Genomic DNA, 19,899 nt, shown 5'->3' on the forward strand with positions numbered 1-19,899 from the left:
CGAGCCTACCCGCCGCCTCGGACACTCAGCGGATCTTTACGGGGCCGCTTGCCGCGAGCGGTACAGCTCGCCTGCGTGGTCGGGGCGGTCCCGGAACTCGCACGAAGAAGGGCCGGGTCGCCCCGGCCCTTCACGTCGTGCACGCTTCCGGTGCCGTCAGGTGACGTCGTCGTACCCGCCGGGCGCGCGCCGGCCGGACTCGCCGCTCGCCTGCTCGGGGAGCGCCCGCGGCGGGGCGACGGGATCGACTCCGCCGAGGGCCGCCGGTGTGAGGTCGAGTTCGGACGCCTCGTCGTCGGAGAGCCCGGCGTCCGGGTCCTGCCTGGCCCGTCGCCGGTCGTTGAGGAGGGAGAACCCGACGGCGAAGAAGTACAGGAAGATGATCGGCCCGGAAAGCGCGATCATGCCGAGGGGGTCGGTGGACGGCGTCGCGATCGCGCCGAACACGAAGATCCCCATGACGGCACCGCGCCACCAGCCGAGCATGCGCGTGCCACTCACCACACCGGTCAGGTTGAGCATGATCAGCAGCAGCGGCAGCTCGAAGGAGAACCCGAAGACCAGCACCATACGGACGGTGAAGTCGAGGATCTTGTCGACGCTGAGCAGGTTCTCGGCCGGAGCCGGGGTGATGGAGAGCAGTACCCGCATGCTCACCGGCATGATCAGATAGGCGAACCACGCACCGGCGGCGAACAGCGGCGCGGCCGCAGCCGCGAAGATGTAGGTGTACTTCTTCTCGCCCTTGTGCAGACCCGGGGCGATGAACGCCCACAGTTGGTAGAGCCAGATCGGGCAGGAGACGATGATGCCCGCCATCAGGACGACCTTGACCGTCGTCGTGAATGGCGACAGGAGGTCGGTGTAGACGATGGTGGCGCAGACGCCGCCTTTCCTCGGTCCGTCGGGACCGCACGCCGGCACGGGCGACGTAAGGAAGTCCATCAGGTCCTGGCTGTACGCCACCGCCGCGACCGAGGCGATGACGATCGCCAGCGTGGCCTTGGCGAGGCGGTTGCGGAGCTCACGCAGATGGTCCGCGAGCGGCATACGCCCCTCGGGGTCCTTCTCCTTCTGCTTCGAGCGGGCAGGCTTGAGCAACCCACGTCCTCATCTCGTGCGGCAGGCCATCGGCGAACGGCCTTGGGTCGTCAGCGCTGGGGGGTGTCAGTGGGCTCGGTCACGGGCCGGGCGCTGGAGACGTCGCCCGGCGCGGCCTGGATCGTCCGGGGCGGCGTCGTGGCGGCCTGGCCCTGGGCCGGGTCCTGCGGCTCGGCCGGAGTGGCGGACTGCTGCTGTCCGTCGGACTTCATCGCCTTGGCCTCGCTCTTGAGGATGCGCGCCGACTTGCCCAGGGAACGCGCCATGTCGGGCAGCTTCTTGGCCCCGAAGAGGAGGAGGATGAGGAGGGCGATGATGATGATCTCGGTGGGCCCGATCTGTCGGAACATAGCTGTTTCTACCTTCTCACCGAGGCGGCTTGGGGCTCATGGCTGCACGTCGCAGCGGACAGCGTCCGGGACGACTCAGCGATCGTAACTCGCACGGGTAAACGCTTCGCAATCCCCGTGCGTACTCCCGTCGGCGGCAGGCGGCTCCGTCACCGGGGCCGACGCCGGTAGCCTACCGCTCCCGGCACGGCTCGCGGAGAGGGCACCGAAGCTCCCCCGAACCCCGCGCTCCCCCAGGTCAGCGCAGCGCTTCCCCCGTGCGCGCCAGGTCCGTCGCCGCGCGTTCCAGGTCCTGGGCGGCTCTGTCGATGCGGCGGGCGGTGCGGGCGACCTCCTGGGAGAGGCGGCGGGCCTCGACGAAGACCTTGATACCGAGAACACCGAGCACCGCGATCCCGAGGAAGCCGAGAGCGACGGCGAGCATGGGCCAGAACATGCGCCGAGCCTAGACGGTCCGGCCCGCCGTCCGGTACGCGCGGGCACCGGTCCCGCTCAGCGCCAGCCAGGCGTCGGCCGCCGCCCCGTACGCGCGGGCCCCGCCCCGGCACCGCGCACCCGTCGCTCAACCCGCCGAGTGCAGCCGCAGCGTCCGCACCCCGCCGCCGGTCAGCAGCTCCACTATCCGTTCACCCGCCGGCTTGCGGACCGCGGTGCCGCACTCGGGGCAGGTGAACGAGTAGAAGGTCGTCCGCCGGCTCCCGCCGATCGCGAGCCGCAGCGCGCCCGCCGACAGTTCGAACCGGGCCCGGCAGTCGGGGCAGGCCGCCTTGAAGAGCACGGGCCCGAGCGGCCCGGCCGACGGGAAGGTCACGGAGGCAGGTGCGGAGGGGAATGCGGATGCGGATGTCATACGGTGTGCAGCTCCTCGATCCCGGCCGTCAGTCCCGGCCGTCGTACGCCGCGAGCGCGTCCCGCGCCGCGGTCCTCGCGCTCTCGGCCAGCTCGGGCGGGGACACGATCCGCCCGTCCCGGCCGAGTCTGAGGGCGAGCCGGCGCAGCGAGGCGGGCGCCGGGGTCCGCAGGGTGATGCGCAGACCGCCGTCGGGCAGCTCCTCCGCGCTGTCGTGGGGGTAGTACTCGGCGACCCAGCGCCCGCCGGGGCCGACCTCGACGACCACCTCGGGGTCGTCGGCGGACGGCTGGACCAGACCCTCGGAGAGATCGCGCAGTTCGATCTCCGGCGGCGCGGCCGGGGCGTCGAGCAGCCGGATCTCCGCGACCCGGTCGAGCCGGAAGGTGCGGCGCGCCTCGGACTGCCGGCACCACGCCTCCATATAGGTGTGGCCGACGGCGAAGAGCCGGATCGGGTCGACCTCCCGCTCGGTGAGCTCGTCGCGTGCGGGCGAGTAGTAGCGCAGCCACAGCCGCCGCCGCTCCGAGATCGCGCGGTCCACCTCGGCGAAGACCCCGCCCTCGGCCTCGAAGGTCACCGACAGCCGGGAACTCGCGCCCGCCGCCTCGCCGGCCGCCCCCTCGATCTTGGCGGTGGCGCGCAGCAGCGCGTCCCGGTCGCCCTCGCGCAGCCCGGGCAGGGTGGCGACGGCGCGGGCGGCGACGAGCAGGGCGGTGGCCTCGTCGGCGGCGAGGCGCAGCGGCTCTGCGGTGGACTCCCCCGAGGCGTCGGGGTTGCGCCACCAGATCCGCTCGCCGTCGGTGTCGATGTCGAGCAGATCGCCACCGCGGAAGCTGGTGCCGCACATGGGCAGCACATCGAGGTCGGAGATGAGTTCGTCCTCGGTGATGCCGAAGGCGCGGGCGACGTCCGCGATCCGGGCGCCGGGGCGCTCGCGCAGATAGGTCACCAGCGACAGCATCCGCCGGGTCTGGTCGATGGCGTTCGCGGCCACGGTCGTACGACTCCCTCTCAGCCCTTGGCCACGGCGCGCAGCCGGTCGACCACGTCGGCCCGCAGATCGGCGGGCTCCAGCACGACGACGTCCGGGCCCAGCTCGACGAGCCAGGCGTCCAGACCGTGTCCGTACGGAATCTCCAACTCGTCCCACCCGTCCCCGAGTTCCCGAACGCCGACGGCCCGGGCGCGCAGCGGGTAGCCGCTGCCGGCGCGCAGCCGGATGAGGGCGGTGCGGGTCGCGGTCTCGCCCGCCCACTCGGCGACGGTCTCCCGGACGGTGACCACGTCGGGGACGGGCACGGTGAAGGCGCCGGTACGGGCCCTGACACGGCCGGCGATCCGGGAGAGCCGGAAGACGCGTTCGGCGCCGCGGTCGCGGTCGTAGCCGGCGAGGTACCAGTGGCCGCGCCAGCATTCCAGCGCCCACGGCTCGACATGGCGCTGCTCGGGCTGGGCCGCGTTGGCCTTGCGGTAGTCGAAGACGACGGGCCGGCGGTCGCGGCAGGCGAGCATCAGGGGCTCGAACGCGGCCTCGTGGACGGGGATACGGGGCTCCAGGGCGCCGGGCCGGTCCTCGAAGGCGTCGTCCGCCTCGGGCATCCCGGCGGCGCGCAGCTTCTGCAGGGCTCCGCTGGCGGCGCCGGCGAGGCGGGCCTGCTGCCAGACCCTGGCGGCCAGCCCCAGGGCGGCGGCCTCCTCGGCGTCCAGGGTGATCGGCGGGAGCCGGTTGCTGTCGCGGCGTGCCAGGTAGCCGATTTCACCGTCCAGGGCCTCCACGGTCTCGATGACCAGGCCCAGTTCACGGAGATCGTCCTTGTCCCGCTCGAACATGCGGTTGAAGGAGTCGTCCGTGGACGCTTCCAGATACGCCTCGATGGACCCGCGCAGTTCACGCTTGCTGAGCGGGCGCCGGGTGCCGAGCAGGCACAGTGCCAGGTTCATCAGCCGCTCGGCCTTGGCGATGGCCATCGACGCCCTTCACCTCTTCGTGTCGTCCCTGTGAGCGTCGACCGTACCGCCCCGGGGTGTCCGGACAAAAGCGAGGGCCCACGCCGGACGGCGTGGGCCCTCGTCACCGTGCGCGGCCGCGCACGGGGTGTTTCTCAGACGGCGACCAGGTCGCAGACGAAGATCAGCGTCTCGCCGGGGGCGATGGCGCTGCCGGCGCCGCGGTCGCCGTAGGCGAGGCGGGCCGGGATGGTCAGCTGGCGGCGGCCGCCGACCTTCATGCCCTGGATGCCCTTGTCCCAGCCCTGGATGACCTGGCCGGCGCCGAGCTGGAAGCGCAGCGGGGTGCCGCGGTTCCAGGAGGCGTCGAACTCCTCACCGGTGGAGAAGGCCACGCCCACGTAGTGGACCTGGACGGTGTCGCCCGCCTTGGCCTCGGGGCCGTCGCCCTCCCAGATCTCCTTGATCTCCAGGTCGGCCGGCGGCTCGCCGCCCGGGAAGTCGATCTCGGGCTTCTCGATGCTCACGGAATGGTGCTCCTTGTGTCTCTCGTGTCGAGCGGGCCGGGTCATTCTCGCAGAACGCGCAGGTGGGGCGCGGACGCCGGGGCCGGGCGGCGATCTCCGGGCCGCCGGTGCGGCGGACGCCCGGGACGCCGGTGCGGCGGACGCCCGGGACGGCGGCGCGGCGGACGCCCGGGCTCCGGCCGGGTGTTCCCTAGGACGCGGAGAGGATGTCCACCGAGAAGACGAGCGTCGACTTCGGCGGGATGCCCTGCTGCTCCTGGTCGCCGTAGCCCTTGTCCGGCGGGATGACCAGCAGCACCCGGCTGCCGACCTTCTTGCCCTCCAGGCCCTCCTGCCAGCCCGGGATGACCTGGGCGAGCGGGAAGCTGACCGGCGCGCCGCCGCGGGCGTAGCTGCTGTCGAACTCCTTGCCGTCCTTCCACAGGACGCCCTTGTAGGCGACGGCGAGGGTGTCGGTCTTCTTCACCGCGGCGCCGTCGCCCTCGATGATGTAGTTCGACACGAGCTTGGTGGGCGCGTCCTTCTTGGGGACGGTGATCGACGGGGCCTTGCCGTCGGTGTTGGTGCCGACCTTGGGCAGGTCGATGTTGTCCTGCGCGACCTCGGTGCCCTTGGCGACCTTGGGCACCGCGGTCGACTTCAGGATGTCGACGACGAAGACCAGCGTGGAGTTCGGCTTGATCTGCCCCTGGCCCTGGTCCCCGTAGGCGAGGTTCGGCGGGATGGACAGCTCGACGCGGCTGCCGACCTTCTTGCCCTCCAGGCCCTGGTCCCAGCCCTTGATGACCTGTCCGGCGCCCAGCGTGAGATCGAAGGGCTGGCCGCGGTCGAAGCTGTTGTCGAACGGCTGGTCGGAGTCCCAGGTCTGGCCCAGGTAGTTGACCTGGATCTGGTCGCCCTTCTTGGTCGTGGCGCCGTCGCCCTCGCTCACGACCTCGCTCTTCAGCTCCTTCGGCGGCTCGCCCTCGCCCTTGGCGAGCGTGGGCTTCTCGCCGAACTTCTCGCCCTTGGTGATGGCGGGCAGCCCGTTCGTGGACGAGGCGGAATCGGAGTCCTTGTTTTCGCTGCCGCACGCCACTGCCGACAGCAGCAGCGGGACGACGAGAAGGCCGGCAAGTCGGCGCACGTGTTCCTCAGATCTCAGACGGCACGGTCGGTCAATCGGTCCGGGACACTCTAGGGCGTCACCCGGGCCCCGTACGAGAAACGTACGGGGCCCGGGTGACGTTCCGGTCCTGTGTGCTGGACGACCCTGCCGGGAGGTGCGGCCGGCCACCGCACCCCCGCGATCACATTCCGGCGATCAGCTTCTCGACCCGGTCGTCGACCGATCGGAAGGGGTCCTTGCAGAGCACCGTGCGCTGCGCCTGGTCGTTGAGCTTGAGGTGCACCCAGTCGACGGTGAAGTCCCGGCGCTGCTCCTGCGCCCGCCGGATGAAGTCGCCGCGCAGCCGGGCACGGGTGGTCTGCGGGGGCACGGACTTGCCCTCGAAGATCTTCAGGTCGTTGCAGATGCGGGCGGCCTGGCCCTTGCGCTCCAGGAGGTAGTAGAGCCCGCGCCGGCGGTGGATGTCGTGGTAGGCGAGGTCTATCTGCGCGACCCTCGGGTGCGACATGGTCATGTTGTGCTTGGCCCGGTACCGCTCCAGGAGCTTGTACTTCATGACCCAGTCGATCTCGGTGCCGATGCGGTCCAGGTCCTCGGCCTCGATCGCGTCCAGGGTGCGGCCCCACAGCTCCAGGACCTGGGCGACGGTGCCGGTGCGGATGCCCCGGCGGTCCACGAAGTCGACGGCCTTCTCGTAGTACTCGCGCTGGACCTCCAGGGCGGACGCCTCACGGCCGGAGGCGAGGCGCACCTTGCGCTGGCCGGTGATGTCGTGACTGACCTCGCGGATGGCCCGGATCGGGTTCTCCAGGGTGAGGTCGCGCATCACGGTGCCCGCCTCGATCATGCGCAGCACCAGGTCGGTGGCGCCGACCTTGAGCAGCATGGTCGTCTCGGACATGTTGGAGTCGCCGACGATGACGTGGAGGCGGCGGTAGCGCTCGGCGTCGGCGTGCGGCTCGTCGCGGGTGTTGATGATCGGCCGCGAGCGGGTGGTGGCGGAGCTGACGCCCTCCCAGATGTGCTCGGCGCGCTGGCTGACGCAGTAGACCGCGCCGCGGGGCGTCTGGAGCACCTTGCCGGCGCCGCAGATGAGCTGCCGGGTGACCAGGAAGGGAATCAGGATGTCGGCCAGCCGGGAGAACTCGCCGTGCCGTGCGACGAGATAGTTCTCGTGGCAGCCGTAGGAGTTTCCCGCCGAGTCGGTGTTGTTCTTGAAGAGATAGACGTCGCCCGCGATCCCCTCCTCGTGCAGGCGGCGTTCGGCGTCGACGAGCAGGCCCTCGAGAATGCGCTCGCCGGCCTTGTCGTGGGTGACCAGTTCGGTCACGTTGTCGCATTCCGGTGTGGCGTATTCCGGATGCGAACCCACGTCGAGGTACAGGCGGGCGCCGTTCCGCAGGAACACATTGCTGCTGCGGCCCCATGACACGACACGGCGGAAAAGGTAGCGCGCCACTTCGTCAGGTGACAGTCGGCGCTGTCCCCTGAACGTGCACGTGACGCCGTACTCGTTCTCCAGCCCGAAAATGCGGCGGTCCATGTCTGAACATTACGCCTCGCGGCCTGAGCTGAAACCGGGTTGAGCGGCCCCGTTTCGATCATTTTCCGAAGTGCCCGCTCCCGGCCGGGTCTCCGGGCCCGTCGGGGCGCCGGTGCGCACGGGAGCCGCGAGCACTTTCTGAGTGGCCGTCAGCACCAGCAGGGCGGCGAACCCGCCTGCGCCCGCGACCGCGAAGCTCCACGCCGTGCCGCCGATCTCCACCGCGGGACCGGCCACCGCCGTGCCCGCGGCGGCGCCCACACCGAAGGTGGTCACCAGCCAGGAGAAGGCCTCCGTGACGGTGCCTCGCGGCGCGTGCCGGTCGACGACGATGAAGGCGCAGGCGATGGCCGGGGCCAGGAACACGCCCGCGAGGGCGGACAGGGCGGTCATCGCCGCGACCCCCGGGGTGAACACCAGCGGGAGGTAGCCGAGGGCCAGCAGGGCGGTGATGATCCGCAGCCTGCGCTCCGGCTCCCCCGCCCACTGGCGGGCGCCGTAGAGGAGCCCGCCGATCAGGGCGCCCAGGCCCAGCGCCGCCATCAGCCAGCCGTACACCGCCTCCCGGCCCTGGTCGTCGGCGTACGCGACGCCCGCGACCGTGATGGAGCCCAGGGCCAGGCCGACGAAGAAGAACGCGCCCAGCAGGGCCAGCAGGCCCGGGGAGCGCAGCGCGCCCAGCCAGTGCGCCTCCCGGGGTGCGGAGCGCCAGGCCCGCGAGGGCTCGGACAGCACGACCGAGAGGGCGCCGACGACGCCGATGGCGTTGATCACCAGCAGCGCGGCGGCCGGGGACCAGATCGCGACGAGCAGCGTGACCAGCAGCGGGCCGAGGGTGAACATGATCTCCTGCGCCACGGCGTCCATCGCGTACGCCCGGTGCACCCGGTCCTCCCGCCCCAGGACGCTCGGCCACAGGGCCCGCAGCCCGCCTTCCAGCGGGGGCGTGAACAGGCCCGCGACCGTGACGGCCAGATAGGCGACGGGCAGTGAGCCGGTGCCCGCGGCGGCGAGCAGTGCCATGCCGGCCGCGGAGACCACGGCGGCGGGCAGCTGCACCCGCGGCTGGCCGTAGAGGTCGACCGCCCGCCCGAGGAGGGGCTGGCCGACGGCGGTGGCCAGGCCGTACACCGCGGCGAGCGCGCCGGCCAGGGTGTAGCTGCCGCCCTCGGCACGGGTGAACAGGACGATCGCGATGTGCGCGGTCGCGTTGGGCAGCCGGCCCACCAGGGTGCCCGCCAGCAGGCGGGCCGCGTGCGGCGCCTTGAGGATGTCCGCGTATCCGGCCGCCATGGGGCCGCCCCTCTCCCTCGGATCCGCCGGACACCGGCCCGGGAACGCTCGCACGCACCCGGAAACGATCTCGGATCACTCGAAGTTTTACGTATAACGTGTTCCCTCATACGTACCATGACCTCAGTCCGCGGGTCCACCGAGCCGCCGCCCCGGACGGGCCACCCCGCCGCGCGGCCGAGGACGGGCACCCATGGCACACCCCACCGGACGCCCGTCCCCGCCGGCCGCGGCCGCCCGGCCCACCAGCAAGGACGTCGCCCGGGCCGCCGGGGTCTCCCAGGCCACCGTCTCCCTGGTGCTCGGCGACAAATGGCGCGGCCGGGTCTCCGAACGCACCGCCGCCCTCGTCCGCGACACCGCGCGCGACCTCGGCTACCGCCCCAACCTCGCGGCCCGCAACCTCCGCCTCGGGCACACCCGCACCGCCCTCCTGGTGGTGCCCGCGCTCACCAACGAGTACTTCGCCCGCGTCTACACCGGCGCGGCCGCCCTCGCCGCCCGCCACGGCTTCGGCGTGGTGCTCTACCCCTCCCCCGAGGGCATCGGCCCGGCACGGGACCCCTTCGCCTCCGCCCGGGCCGCCCTGGACGGGGTCATCGCCTCCTCCATGGCCGCCGAGGCCCTGCGCGCCATCCGCGGCACCGACCTCCCGCTGGTGATGCTCGACAGCGACCCCGCGGGCACCGACGCCGCCGCCCACGTCAACCTCGACGTCGCCGACGGCATGCGGCAGATCGCCGCCCACCTCCTAGGGCTCGGCCACCGCCGCATCCTGCACCTCGCCTCCGCCGTGCCCTCCTGGACCTTCGACGTCCGCGCCCGCGCCCTGCGCGACGCGCTCGCCACCGCCCCGGGTGCCGAGCTGACCACCGCCCCCTCCGCCCTGGACGTCGACTCCGCGCGCCGGGCCGCCGAGACGGCTCTCACCGCCCCGGGCCCCCGGCCCACCGCGCTGGTCTGCGACGACGACATCCTGGCCGCCGGTGCCTGCAAGGCGGCCCGCCGCCACGGCCTGCGCGTGCCCGGGGACCTCTCCGTCACCGGCTTCGACGACCTCGCCCTGGCCACCGCGCTGGAACCCGAGCTGACCACCGTCCGCCTGCCCGCGGAACGGATCGGCGAGCGGGGCATGAGCGCCCTGCTCGCCGTCCTCGACGGCCGCCGGCCCGCCCCTGGCGACCTCCCCGTCGAACTCGTCCCCCGCGGCTCCACCGCTCCCCCAGCCGCCGCCTGAGCCCGGAGCCCGGCCCGGGCCCGGACACAGCGGTGCCCCGAGCCACCGTGTGCGGCGGCCCGGGGCACCGTTCGGCCTTGCCGTACGGCTACTCCGGCGAGGAATCCCTGGAGCCCGTGGAGCCCGTGGAGCCCGTGGAGCCCGTGGAGCCCGTGGAGCCCGTGGAGCCCGTCGAATCCGTGGAATCGGCCTCGTCCGACGGGGCGTCCGTCGGCGTCGTCGCCGCCTCCTCGGCCTCCAGCAGCCGGGAGAGCTGCCGGCCCACGATCCGCTTGAACTTCCGCTGCTGGGGCCGTGTGCGGTCCAGGACCGCCACCTCCAGCCGATCCGCCGGGATCTCCCGGTCATTGCCGTTGGCCTGGCTGGACAGCGCCTGCACCGCGAGCTTCAGGGCCTCCGCCAGCGACATCCCGTCACGGTGCCGCTGGTCGAGATAGCCGCTGATCTGCTCGGCGTTGCCGCCGACCGCGACCGAGCCGTGCTCGTCCACGATCGAGCCGTCGTGCGGGAGACGGTAGATCTGATCGCCCTCCGGGGAGTCGCCCACCTCGGCGACGACCAGTTCGACCTCGTAGGGCTTCTCCCCCGCGCTGGAGAAGATGGTGCCCAGCGTCTGCGCGTACACGTTGGCCAGGCCACGGGCCGTCACATCGTCGCGGTCGTAGGTGTATCCGCGCAGATCCGCGTAGCGCACCCCGCCGATCCGCAGATTCTCGTACTCGTTGTACTTGCCGGCCGCGGCGAAGCCGATCCGGTCGTAGATCTCACTGAACTTGTGCAGGGCACGGGACGGGTTCTCACCGACGAACACAATGCCGTCGGCGTACTGCAGCACCACCAGGCTGCGACCACGGGCGATCCCCTTCCGGGCGTATTCCGCCCGGTCGGCCATCGCCTGCTGAGGCGAGACATAGAACGGCGTCGACACCGGCTATCCGTCCCTTTCTGTCGGAGAAGGCTCTCTCGGAGAAGGCGAAAACATCAGAGCAGCGCGGCGCGCGGGCCGTCGGGCTGGGCGAGGCGGCCGTCCAGGATCGCGCGCGCGATCCCCGAGGTCTCCTCCTCCGACAGCCGGCGGAAGCCCTCGTCCGAGATCACGGTCACGATCGGATAGATCCGCCGCGCCACGTCCGGGCCGCCCGTCGCGGAGTCGTCGTCCGCGGCGTCATACAGCGCCTGCACGACCAGCGTGGTCGCCTCCTGCTCGGTCAGGTCGTCCCGGAAGAGCTTCTTCATGGCGCCGCGGGCGAAGATCGAACCCGATCCCGTCGCCGCGTACCCGTGCTCCTCGGAACGGCCGCCCGTCACGTCGTACGAGAAGATCCGGCCGCGTTCCCGGTCGAGGTCGTACCCGGCGAAGAGCGGCACCACGGCCAGGCCCTGCATGGCCATGCCCAGGTTGCTGCGGATCATCGTGGACAGGCGGTTCGCCTTGCCCTCCAGGGAGAGCTGTGCGCCCTCGACCTTCTCGAAGTGCTCCAGCTCCAGCTGGAACAGCTTCACCATCTCCACCGCGAGCCCCGCCGTACCCGCGATGCCCACCGCCGAGTACTCGTCGGCCGGGAACACCTTCTCGATGTCCCGCTGGGCGATCATGTTCCCCATGGTGGCCCGCCGGTCACCGGCGAGCACCACGCCTCCGGGGAAGGTCACGGCCACGATCGTCGTGCCGTGCGGCGCCTCGATCGCCCCCTGGAGGGGCGGCAGGACGCGGTTCCCGGGAAGCAGTTCGGGCGAGTGGTGCCCGAGGAAGTCCATGAAGGACGACGAGCCCGGCGTCAGGAAGGCAGCGGGTAGACGCCCGGTGCTACGAGTGTTGGCTTCCACGCGTTTCCCTCCAGGTGTGCGACGGCCCGACGCAGGGTGAAGGGGGTGGATCCCCCCAACATGCCGGTGGCCGAATTGCAGTTGAAGCAGACTGTGCCACGGACCCTACCCGCGTTCCGGCGGTGATCCACATGAACGGCCCGACCAACGGAACGGATGTGCGGACGCCACGCGACCCGGCCGGAACCGGGCCGCGCACCGCCCACCACAACCCTCCACACGCCTTCGGATCGAAGGCGAATCGACCTACTGGCCGCCCTTCTGCACGAAGGAACGCACGAAGTCCTCGGCGTTCTCCTCCAGGACGTCGTCGATCTCGTCCAGTACCGAGTCGACGTCGTCGCTCAGCTTCTCCTGGCGCTCCTTGAGGTCTTCCGCGGCCTGCGCGTCCTGCGCCTGCTCCTCGACCTCCTCCGTGGAACGCGTGGCCTTCTGCTGCCCGCCGCCGGTGTCCTTGGTCGCCATGTCCCTCACCCCGCTCTATGTGCCCTGACGTGAGTTCGTTCGGTCAAGATCAGACCCTACAAGCCGGGTCCGACATCGGCCCCGTGCTTTGACTCAACGTCCGGGGACCATCTCCATGATTCCCGGACGGGAGTGCTTTCAGCCCTCCGAGGGGCCGCCGGTCACTGGCCGGAGAGGACCCTCACCAGGTCCTCGGCCGTCCGGCAGCGGTCCAGGAGCTCCTTGACGTGGTCCCTGGTGCCGCGCAGCGGCTCCAGGGTGGGCACGCGCTGGAGCGAGTCCCGGCCCGGGAGGTCGAAGATCACCGAGTCCCAGGAGGCCGCGGCCACGTCGTCCGCGTACTGCTCCAGGCAGCGGCCGCGGAAGTAGGCCCGGGTGTCCTCCGGGGGCTTGCTCTCGGCCCGCTCCACGGCCTCCTCGTCCAGCAGGCGTTTCATCTTCCCGCGGGCCGCCAGACGGTTGTAGAGGCCCTTGTCGGGCCGTACGTCGGCGTACTGGAGGTCCACCAGGTGCAGGCGCGCCGCGTCCCAGTCCAGGCTGTCACGCCGGCGGTAGCCCTCCATGAGCTCCCGCTTGGCGACCCAGTCCAGCTCGCCGGAGAGGCTCATCGGGTCGGTCTCCAGACGGTTCAGGGTGTCCTCCCAGCGGGTGAGGACGTCCTTGGTCTGCTCGTCCGCGTCCGCCCCGAAGCGCTCCTCGACGTACTTGCGGGCCAGCTCGAAGTACTCCATCTGGAGCTGGACCGCGGTGAGCATCCGGCCGCTGCGGAGAGTGACCAGGTGCTGGAGGCCGGGGTCGTGGGAGACCTCGTGCAGGGTGCGCACGGGCTGCTCCACGGCCAGGTCGACGGTGATGAAGCCGTCCTCGATCATGGACAGGACCAGCGCCGTGGTGCCGAGCTTGAGGTAGGTCGAGATCTCGGAGAGGTTGGCGTCGCCGATGATCACATGCAGCCGGCGGTACTTCTCGGCGTCGGAGTGCGGCTCGTCCCGGGTGTTGATGATGGGGCGCTTGAGGGTGGTCTCCAGGCCGACCTCGACCTCGAAGTAGTCCGCCCGCTGGCTGATCTGGAAGCCGTGCTCCCGGCCGTCCTGCCCGATCCCGACCCGGCCCGCGCCCGTCACCACCTGGCGGGAGACGAAGAACGGGGTCAGATGGCGCACGATGTCCGAGAAGGGGGTCTCCCGCTTCATGAGGTAGTTCTCGTGCGTGCCGTAGGACGCGCCCTTGTTGTCGGTGTTGTTCTTGTACAGGTGGATGGGCTGGGCGCCGGGCAGCTGGGCCGCCCGCTCGGCGGCCTCCGCCATGATCCGCTCGCCGGCCTTGTCCCACAGGACGGCGTCCCGGGGGTTGGTGACCTCGGGGGAGCTGTACTCGGGGTGGGCGTGGTCCACGTAGAGCCGGGCGCCGTTGGTGAGGATGACGTTGGCGAGGCCGATGTCCTCGTCGGTGAGCTGGCTGGAGTCGGCGGCCTCCCGGGCGAGGTCGAAGCCCCGGGCGTCCCGCAGCGGGTTCTCCTCCTCGAAGTCCCAGCGGGCGCGGCGCGCCCGGTGCATCGCCGCCGCGTACGCGTTGACGATCTGGGACGAGGTGAGCATGGCATTGGCGTTCGGGTGACCGGGGACGGAGATCCCGTACTCCGTCTCGATGCCCATTACTCGCCGTACGGTCATGCGGCCCTCCTTGCCCTGCGGCGCCCCCGTGCCGGGGTGGCGCTCAGATACCGCTGCTCTCCGGTGCGCGTGCGGTGTACTGCCCCGCCGCGCGCCGCTCGGCGCTACCGGAGAGCCTATTGCGCCGCTGCGTGGGTGGGGAGATCGTTTGCGTCATTGCTCCGGTGTGGCCGACCGCGGGTCGCACCTGGCCGGAATGCGACCGGCTGCGGATGCTGGGAGTCCTTCTGCCGTGGCAGGGGACGGGCATCCGCAGCCGGTGTGCCGTGCGTCACCGAGGGTGGTTACAGGTACTGGCCGGTGTTGGCGACGGTGTCGATGGACCGGCCGGTGTCGGCGCCCTGCTTTCCGGTGACCAGGGTGCGGATGAAGACGATCCGCTCGCCCTTCTTTCCGGAGATGCGGGCCCAGTCGTCGGGGTTGGTGGTGTTGGGGAGGTCCTCGTTCTCCTTGAACTCGTCCACGCAGGCCTGGAGGAGGTGGGAGACGCGGATTCCCTTCTGGTTGTGGTCGAGGAACTGCTTGATGGCCATCTTCTTGGCCCGGTCGACGATGTTCTGGATCATCGCGCCGGAGTTGAAGTCCTTGAAGTAGAGGACTTCCTTGTCGCCGTTGGCGTAGGTGACCTCGAGGAAGCGGTTCTCCTCGGACTCCGCGTACATCTGCTCCACGACCGACTGGATCATGGCGCTCGCGGCGGCCTCCTTGGACCCGCTGTGCTCGCCGAGGTCGTCGGAGTGCAGCGGGAGGGAGGAGGTCAGGTACTTGGCGAAGATGTCCTTGGCGGCCTCCGCGTCCGGACGCTCGATCTTGATCTTCACGTCGAGCCGGCCGGGGCGCAGGATCGCGGGGTCGATCATGTCCTCGCGGTTGGAGGCGCCGATGACGATCACGTTCTCCAGGCCCTCGACGCCGTCGATCTCGGCGAGGAGCTGGGGGACGATCGTGTTCTCGACGTCGGAGCTGACACCGGAGCCGCGGGTGCGGAACAGGGACTCCATCTCGTCGAAGAAGACGATGACGGGCGTGCCCTCGCTCGCCTTCTCCCGGGCCCGCTGGAAGACCAGGCGGATGTGCCGCTCGGTCTCGCCGACGTACTTGTTGAGCAGCTCGGGGCCCTTGATGTTGAGGAAGTAGCTCTTGCCCTGGGGCTGTCCGGTGACCTCGGCGACCTTCTTGGCAAGGGAGTTGGCGACGGCCTTGGCGATCAGCGTCTTGCCGCAGCCGGGCGGGCCGTAGAGCAGGATGCCCTTGGGCGGCCGCAGTTCGTGCTCCCTGAAGAGGTCGGGGTGGAGGTACGGGAGCTCGACCGCGTCGCGGATCATCTCGATCTGGCCGCCGAGGCCGCCGATCTTGTCGTAGTCGACGTCCGGGACCTCTTCGAGGACCAGTTCCTCGACCTCGCTCTTGGGGACGACCTCGTAGACGTATCCCGAGCGGGGTTCGAGCAGCAGGGCGTCGCCGGGGCGGATGGTGATGTCCAGCAGGGGCTCGGCGAGCCGCACCACCCGTTCCTCGTCGGTGTGCCCGATCACCAGGGCGCGTTCGCCGTCCTCCAGGATCTCCTTGAGGGTGACGATGTCCCCGGCGCGCTCGAACTCCATGGCCTCGACCACGTTGAGCGCTTCGTTGAGCATGACCTCCTGGCCGCGCCGGAGCTCCTCCGGCTCGACACTGGGGCTGACGTTCACCCGGAGCTTGCGGCCCCCGGTGAAGATGTCGCAGGTGCCGTCCTCGTTGGCCTGGAGGAACACTCCGAAGCCCGCGGGGGGCTGTGCGAGCCGGTCGACCTCCTCCTTGAGGGCCACGATCTGGTCGCGGGCCTCACGGAGTGTGTTGGCGAGCCGCTCGTTCTGCGCGGACACGCCGGCCAGGTTGGTCTGCAGCTCGACGATCCGCTCTTCGAGAATCCTCGTGTGGCGCGGAGAGTCGGCGAGCTTGCGGCGCAGGACGGCGATTTCCTGCTCGAGATAGGCAACCTGGCCGGCGGGGTCCTCAGACCCTCGCCCCGGCCGGATGCCGCGGTTGATGTCGTCGTCGTGGGCTGCCACGGTCCTCACCTCCTCCAAGGGGAGCTGGACGCTTCCTGACCCTACCTGTGTGGGTGGTGATTGAAACCCCTAGATCACAAAGACGGAAGGGGTGTGTCCGATCTTCACCCTTGCGCTCTCCCTCGTGCCCAGGGAATACCCAGGAGATACCCACCCGGCAACATCCGAAAGCGGTCGGTTGTATCGTCGAAGCGTTCAACACCCGTCAGAGCTGGCGCGACTTGCTTCGTTCCGCGGGGCCGACGAAGGAAACGGCAGGAGATATGACCGTGCAGGACGAGGTTCCCACCGATGGCGCCGCCGAGGCGCTGGAGGTCTGGATCGACCAGGACCTGTGCACCGGCGACGGCATCTGCGCGCAGTACGCGCCCGAGGTGTTCGAGCTGGACATCGACGGCCTGGCGTACGTGAAGTCCGGGGACGACGAGCTGCTCCAGGACCCCGGCGCGACGACCCCGGTGCCGCTGCCGCTGCTGACGGACGTGGTCGACTCGGCCAAGGAGTGCCCGGGCGACTGCATCCATGTACGCCGCGTTTCGGACAAGGTCGAGGTCTACGGCCCCGACGCGGAGTGACGGATCACACACCCAGCGCTTCGGCGGCGGGGCTCCGCACGAACTTCCCGTCCTGCCAGCGCCATTCGGCCCGCTCGCGCAGGTCGGGGCAGCAGCTCGGGACGTCGGGCGAGGAGTAGCCGAGCAGGGTCGCGGTGACGGCCCGGTCGCCGACGGTCAGCTCGCCGACGCTGTTCTTCTGGGCCGGGTACAGGAGGGTGGCCACGGTCCGGGGCGTGCCGTCGCGTCCGGCGGCTATGACGTAGACGCCGTGCGGCGGGGTGCCGGAGCCGGCGTCGCAGCGGGCGGCCACCACGGTCTCGGGGTTGCGGTCGCCGTCCAGATCGCCGGTGGCCCGCTGGGTGATCACGCTGTCGAGCCCGCCGCAGTCCAGGGGAAGCTCCGCGCGGGCCGGGTCGGGCGCCGGAGCGGGTGCGGCCGCGGGGGCCTCGGCCGGGGGCTTCCCGGGGGCCTTCTGGGTCGCGGTGGCGGCTTCCGGCTGGAGGAGTGCAGCGGCCGCGACGACCGCCGCCATCGCCGTCGCCGTCAGCAGCCAGTGCACCGGGCGGGCGTGGGTGTGCGCGAGGTCCGGGACGACGGAAGGTGGCACGCCGGCTGTCTCCTGAGGGGTCGTGCTCGGTGGGAGTGGCCAGCATCGTGCCACACGTCACACGCCCGGGGAACAGGGGGGTGCGCAATCGGTACGGGGCGGTGTGCGCCGCCCGGTCAAGACGACGGCGCCGCCGCCGAGTTCCCCGCGCGGCGGCGGGAACTCGGCGGCGGCGCCGGTGCGTTGTTCGGTCGGCACCCCGGGCGGGGTATCAGCCCTTGTTGGGGCCTTCGTAGTCCTCGCCGTAGGCGCCCTTGGCGGGGCGGCGGCGGCGCATGGGCGGCTCCACGCCGTCGGCGAGCCGGCGGGCGGTGACGAGGAAGCCGGTGTGGCCGATCATCCGGTGGTCCGGACGGACGGCCAGTCCCTCGACGTGCCAGTTGCGGATCATCGACTCCCAGGGCTGCGGCTCGGCGAAGCAGCCCATCTCCCGGATGGACTCGACGGTGCGCGCGAGCTGGGTCGTGGTGGCCACGTAGCAGCAGAGGATGCCGCCGGGGACGAGGGCCTTGGAGACCGCGTCCAGGCACTCCCAGGGGGCGAGCATGTCCAGGATGACCCGGTCCACGTCGGCGTCGGTGAGGTTGTCCTGGAGGTCGCCCACGGTGAGCTGCCAGGCGGGGTGCGGCTCGCCGAAGTAGCGCTCGACGTTGGCGCGGGCGATCTCGGCGAAGTCCTCGCGGCGCTCGTAGGAGTGGAGCATCCCCTGGTCGCCGATGGCCCGCAGCAGGAAGGCGCTCAGCGAGCCCGAGCCGACGCCCGCCTCGACGACGCGCGCGCCGGGGAAGATGTCGGCGAAGGCGAGGATCTGCCCCGCGTCCTTGGGGTAGACCACGGCGGCGCCGCGGGGCATGGACAGGACGTAGTCGGGGAGCAGGGGGCGCAGCGCAAGGTAGGCGACGTTTCCCGTGGTACGGACAACACTGCCCTCGGGAGCGCCGATCAGCTCGTCGTGGGGGAAGGAACCCTTGTGGGTGTGGAAGTTCTTCCCGGCCTCGAGCGTGAACGTGTAGTGGCGTCCCTTGGGGTCGGTGAGCTGGACCTGGTCCCCGACCTTGAAGGGCCCGCGACGGCGGGCGGCACCGGTCGGTTCGGACATGTGACCAGAGTACCGGCTCGTTCCGGCGCCCCGGGACGCCCTCCGGGCCCCGGGTCAGCCCGCGGGACGGGCCATGGCCTGGACGAAGGCGCGTTCCACGTCGGCGGTGGAGAGGACGCCGTAGATCGCGCCGGTCTCCTCGACGACCAGGTACTCGGTGGCGGGGCTGGCGCGCAGCCGGTCGAGAAGGGCCTCGCCGGCGAGTTCGGCGGGGACGCGCATGCCGTCGGTGAGGTCCTGCGCGAGGGTGCCCACGGCGACCCAGGGGCGCCGGTGCTCGGGGACGCCGACGATGGCGGCCTCGCGGACGAGGGCGGTCGGGTCGCCCTGGCCGTCGACGACGACGAGGGCGCGGGCGCCGGCCTCGTTGGCCCGGCGCAGGGCCTCGGAGAGGGGCGTGTCGGGCTCGACGGGGACGGCGCGGCGGGTGAGGGCGCGGGCGGCGAGTCCGGGCAGGTGCTCGCGGAGGCGTGCCATCCGCAGGCTGTTCCCGGCGCCGGTCCAGATGATGGCGGCGAGGATCGCGGCGAGGAGGGCGTCCATCACCGTCTCCATGCCGCCGATGTCCTCGGTGGCGTTGCCGAGGGCGCCGGTGTGGGTGAGCAGCGGGAGGCCGATGAGGACGGCGACGGCGAGGGCGCGGCCGACCCAGGCCGCGGCGATGGTGCCGGTCATGGGCTTGCCGCTGAGCTTCCAGACGACCGCGCGGAGCATCCGGCCGCCGTCGAGCGGCAGGCCGGGCAACAGGTTGAAGGCGGCGACGATCAGGTTGGAGATCATCAGGCCGGCGAGCAGGACGCCGGGGACGGTGCCGGGCTCCACGGCGGCCATGGCGAGGTAGAAGACCCCTGCGAGGACGAGGGAGAGCAGCGGTCCGACGAAGGCGAGGACGAACTCGCGGCCGGGCGTCTCGGTCTCCTTCTCGATCTCGGAGACCCCGCCGAAGAACTGGAGCTGGATGCGGCGCACGGGCAGCTTGAAGCGGAGCGCGGCGACGGTGTGGGCCAGTTCGTGGACGAGGACGGAGGCGTAGAAGGCGACGGCGAAGAAGAGGGAGACGAGGTAGCGGGCGCCGCCGAGTTCGGGGAGCACGCGGTCGAGCTGGCCGCCGAAGATCCAGGTGATGAGGGCGGCGACGACGAACCAGCTGGGGGCGACGTAGACGGGCACGCCGAAGGGGCGGCCCATGAGGAGGCCGCCGCCGGGTGCGGAGCGGTGGGGGTCGGGGGTCGCGGTGTCCTTGCCGGTGGCCGCCCCCTCCTTCTCCGTGCCCCGGGTCTCCGGGGTGCTGTCCTTCCCGGGGGTGCCGCCCGCTTCGGACCGCGGCCGCTCGCGCTCGCCGCTCGTGTCGTCCTCGTTCACGGGGTCCCTTCGTCGCCGAGGATCTTGCGGACCGGTTCCGCTCGTTCGAGCATGCCGGTCCGGGGGGTCTGCCGTCGATGGTATGCCGACGGCTGTCGGTGGCGGGCCGTAGGGTCTTACGTCATGAGTACGAGTCAGCCGTCCCCCGACGGACCCCGCGGCGGGGCCGCCGCCGGGCCCCCTGCGGCGGCGGGGGCCCCTGCCGCCGCCGTCCCCGCACAGAGCGGCGCGTCGCCGGCGGCGGGGGCGGCGTCCGGCACGGACGGGGGCGGACGAGGTGCGGACGGAGACCGGCCCGG

The 19,899-nt window shown here is 71.4% G+C and carries 21 protein-coding genes; 2 read left to right on the top strand and 19 right to left on the bottom strand.

Features of this window, described 5'->3' with window-relative positions:
* Nucleotides 1-156 precede the first annotated feature (156 nt).
* The 10 genes from tatC to C593_RS0119530 form a co-directional block, all read right to left on the bottom strand.
* Nucleotides 157-1,050, bottom strand: a complete 894-nt coding sequence (tatC, locus tag C593_RS0119485) for a twin-arginine translocase subunit TatC (RefSeq protein ID WP_037746429.1) — start codon at nucleotides 1,048-1,050, stop codon at nucleotides 157-159.
* Nucleotides 1,051-1,151: 101 nt separating this feature from the next.
* On the bottom strand, nucleotides 1,152-1,451 hold the full coding sequence (tatA, locus tag C593_RS0119490; RefSeq protein WP_018848985.1) for a Sec-independent protein translocase subunit TatA: 300 nt from the start codon (nucleotides 1,449-1,451) through the stop codon (nucleotides 1,152-1,154).
* Between the two features lie 238 nt (nucleotides 1,452-1,689).
* A complete protein-coding gene (locus C593_RS0119495; RefSeq protein WP_018848986.1) occupies nucleotides 1,690-1,887 on the bottom strand; it encodes a hypothetical protein in 198 nt (65 codons plus the stop codon).
* 126 nt (nucleotides 1,888-2,013) lie between these two features.
* Entirely contained in the window at nucleotides 2,014-2,301 is a 288-nt protein-coding gene (locus C593_RS0119500; RefSeq protein ID WP_020610355.1) for a hypothetical protein, read from the bottom strand.
* A gap of 28 nt (nucleotides 2,302-2,329) precedes the next feature.
* A complete protein-coding gene (locus tag C593_RS0119505) occupies nucleotides 2,330-3,298 on the bottom strand; it encodes a helix-turn-helix transcriptional regulator (RefSeq protein WP_018848988.1) in 969 nt (322 codons plus the stop codon).
* A 17-nt stretch (nucleotides 3,299-3,315) separates the two neighbouring features.
* Nucleotides 3,316-4,272: a WYL domain-containing protein gene (locus C593_RS0119510; protein WP_018848989.1), complete on the bottom strand. Its 957-nt coding sequence runs from the start codon at nucleotides 4,270-4,272 to the stop codon at nucleotides 3,316-3,318.
* Nucleotides 4,273-4,406: 134 nt separating this feature from the next.
* Nucleotides 4,407-4,778 carry an FKBP-type peptidyl-prolyl cis-trans isomerase gene (locus C593_RS0119515; protein ID WP_018848990.1) on the bottom strand — a complete coding sequence of 124 codons (372 nt, stop codon included), beginning with the start codon at nucleotides 4,776-4,778 and terminating at the stop codon, nucleotides 4,407-4,409.
* A gap of 190 nt (nucleotides 4,779-4,968) precedes the next feature.
* Nucleotides 4,969-5,904 (bottom strand): FKBP-type peptidyl-prolyl cis-trans isomerase, encoded by a 936-nt coding sequence (locus tag C593_RS0119520; protein ID WP_018848991.1) that lies wholly within the window; start codon nucleotides 5,902-5,904, stop codon nucleotides 4,969-4,971.
* A gap of 163 nt (nucleotides 5,905-6,067) precedes the next feature.
* Nucleotides 6,068-7,429, bottom strand: a complete 1,362-nt coding sequence (gene pafA / locus C593_RS0119525; protein WP_026277853.1) for a Pup--protein ligase — start codon at nucleotides 7,427-7,429, stop codon at nucleotides 6,068-6,070.
* A 9-nt stretch (nucleotides 7,430-7,438) separates the two neighbouring features.
* Entirely contained in the window at nucleotides 7,439-8,722 is a 1,284-nt protein-coding gene (locus tag C593_RS0119530) for an MFS transporter (RefSeq protein ID WP_018848993.1), read from the bottom strand.
* A 193-nt stretch (nucleotides 8,723-8,915) separates the two neighbouring features.
* Between C593_RS0119530 and C593_RS0119535 the strand changes: the two genes are divergently transcribed.
* Nucleotides 8,916-9,959: a LacI family DNA-binding transcriptional regulator gene (locus C593_RS0119535; protein WP_018848994.1), complete on the top strand. Its 1,044-nt coding sequence runs from the start codon at nucleotides 8,916-8,918 to the stop codon at nucleotides 9,957-9,959.
* A gap of 88 nt (nucleotides 9,960-10,047) precedes the next feature.
* On the opposite strand, the gene prcA is transcribed toward C593_RS0119535, so the two are convergent.
* From prcA to arc, 6 genes are all read right to left on the bottom strand, one after another.
* Nucleotides 10,048-10,887 (bottom strand): proteasome subunit alpha, encoded by an 840-nt coding sequence (prcA, locus tag C593_RS0119540; protein ID WP_020610356.1) that lies wholly within the window; start codon nucleotides 10,885-10,887, stop codon nucleotides 10,048-10,050.
* Between the two features lie 53 nt (nucleotides 10,888-10,940).
* Nucleotides 10,941-11,786 carry a proteasome subunit beta gene (gene prcB, locus C593_RS0119545; protein WP_026277854.1) on the bottom strand — a complete coding sequence of 282 codons (846 nt, stop codon included), beginning with the start codon at nucleotides 11,784-11,786 and terminating at the stop codon, nucleotides 10,941-10,943.
* On the bottom strand, nucleotides 11,738-12,007 hold the full coding sequence (locus tag C593_RS31860; protein WP_486591153.1) for an endonuclease domain-containing protein: 270 nt from the start codon (nucleotides 12,005-12,007) through the stop codon (nucleotides 11,738-11,740). The genes prcB and C593_RS31860 overlap by 49 nt, the downstream gene beginning before the upstream one ends.
* A gap of 25 nt (nucleotides 12,008-12,032) precedes the next feature.
* Nucleotides 12,033-12,251 carry a ubiquitin-like protein Pup gene (locus C593_RS0119555; RefSeq protein WP_018848997.1) on the bottom strand — a complete coding sequence of 73 codons (219 nt, stop codon included), beginning with the start codon at nucleotides 12,249-12,251 and terminating at the stop codon, nucleotides 12,033-12,035.
* Nucleotides 12,252-12,412: 161 nt separating this feature from the next.
* A complete protein-coding gene (gene dop / locus C593_RS0119560; RefSeq protein ID WP_199790064.1) occupies nucleotides 12,413-13,924 on the bottom strand; it encodes a depupylase/deamidase Dop in 1,512 nt (503 codons plus the stop codon).
* 284 nt (nucleotides 13,925-14,208) lie between these two features.
* Nucleotides 14,209-15,975: a proteasome ATPase gene (arc, locus tag C593_RS0119565; RefSeq protein ID WP_018848999.1), complete on the bottom strand. Its 1,767-nt coding sequence runs from the start codon at nucleotides 15,973-15,975 to the stop codon at nucleotides 14,209-14,211.
* Nucleotides 15,976-16,238: 263 nt separating this feature from the next.
* Between arc and C593_RS0119570 the strand changes: the two genes are divergently transcribed.
* On the top strand, nucleotides 16,239-16,550 hold the full coding sequence (locus C593_RS0119570; RefSeq protein WP_018849000.1) for a ferredoxin: 312 nt from the start codon (nucleotides 16,239-16,241) through the stop codon (nucleotides 16,548-16,550).
* A gap of 4 nt (nucleotides 16,551-16,554) precedes the next feature.
* Here the strand turns inward: C593_RS0119570 and C593_RS0119575 are convergent, their stop codons facing one another.
* The 3 genes from C593_RS0119575 to C593_RS0119585 form a co-directional block, all read right to left on the bottom strand.
* Nucleotides 16,555-17,139 (bottom strand): hypothetical protein, encoded by a 585-nt coding sequence (locus C593_RS0119575; RefSeq protein WP_018849001.1) that lies wholly within the window; start codon nucleotides 17,137-17,139, stop codon nucleotides 16,555-16,557.
* 211 nt (nucleotides 17,140-17,350) lie between these two features.
* Nucleotides 17,351-18,238, bottom strand: coding sequence for a tRNA (adenine-N1)-methyltransferase (locus C593_RS0119580; protein ID WP_018849002.1), 888 nt, complete (start codon nucleotides 18,236-18,238; stop codon nucleotides 17,351-17,353).
* Between the two features lie 54 nt (nucleotides 18,239-18,292).
* Nucleotides 18,293-19,600: a site-2 protease family protein gene (locus tag C593_RS0119585; protein WP_018849003.1), complete on the bottom strand. Its 1,308-nt coding sequence runs from the start codon at nucleotides 19,598-19,600 to the stop codon at nucleotides 18,293-18,295.
* Between the last annotated feature and the right edge of the window lie 299 nt (nucleotides 19,601-19,899).

It is taken from the genome of Streptomyces sp. CNT372 (assembly GCF_000377145.1).

Coding starts and splice junctions, on each gene's coding strand:
- C593_RS0119510 (WP_018848989.1), bottom strand. CDS start 4,272: ATGGCCATCGCCAAGGCCGAGCGGCTGATGAACCTGGCACTGTGCCTG.
- C593_RS0119495 (WP_018848986.1), bottom strand. CDS start 1,887: ATGTTCTGGCCCATGCTCGCCGTCGCTCTCGGCTTCCTCGGGATCGCG.
- C593_RS0119535 (WP_018848994.1), top strand. CDS start 8,916: ATGGCACACCCCACCGGACGCCCGTCCCCGCCGGCCGCGGCCGCCCGG.
- C593_RS0119530 (WP_018848993.1), bottom strand. CDS start 8,722: ATGGCGGCCGGATACGCGGACATCCTCAAGGCGCCGCACGCGGCCCGC.
- C593_RS0119500 (WP_020610355.1), bottom strand. CDS start 2,301: ATGACATCCGCATCCGCATTCCCCTCCGCACCTGCCTCCGTGACCTTC.
- C593_RS0119555 (WP_018848997.1), bottom strand. CDS start 12,251: ATGGCGACCAAGGACACCGGCGGCGGGCAGCAGAAGGCCACGCGTTCC.
- C593_RS0119570 (WP_018849000.1), top strand. CDS start 16,239: ATGACCGTGCAGGACGAGGTTCCCACCGATGGCGCCGCCGAGGCGCTG.
- tatA (WP_018848985.1), bottom strand. CDS start 1,451: ATGTTCCGACAGATCGGGCCCACCGAGATCATCATCATCGCCCTCCTC.
- C593_RS0119580 (WP_018849002.1), bottom strand. CDS start 18,238: ATGTCCGAACCGACCGGTGCCGCCCGCCGTCGCGGGCCCTTCAAGGTC.
- pafA (WP_026277853.1), bottom strand. CDS start 7,429: ATGGACCGCCGCATTTTCGGGCTGGAGAACGAGTACGGCGTCACGTGC.
- dop (WP_199790064.1), bottom strand. CDS start 13,924: ATGACCGTACGGCGAGTAATGGGCATCGAGACGGAGTACGGGATCTCC.
- tatC (WP_037746429.1), bottom strand. CDS start 1,050: ATGCCGCTCGCGGACCATCTGCGTGAGCTCCGCAACCGCCTCGCCAAG.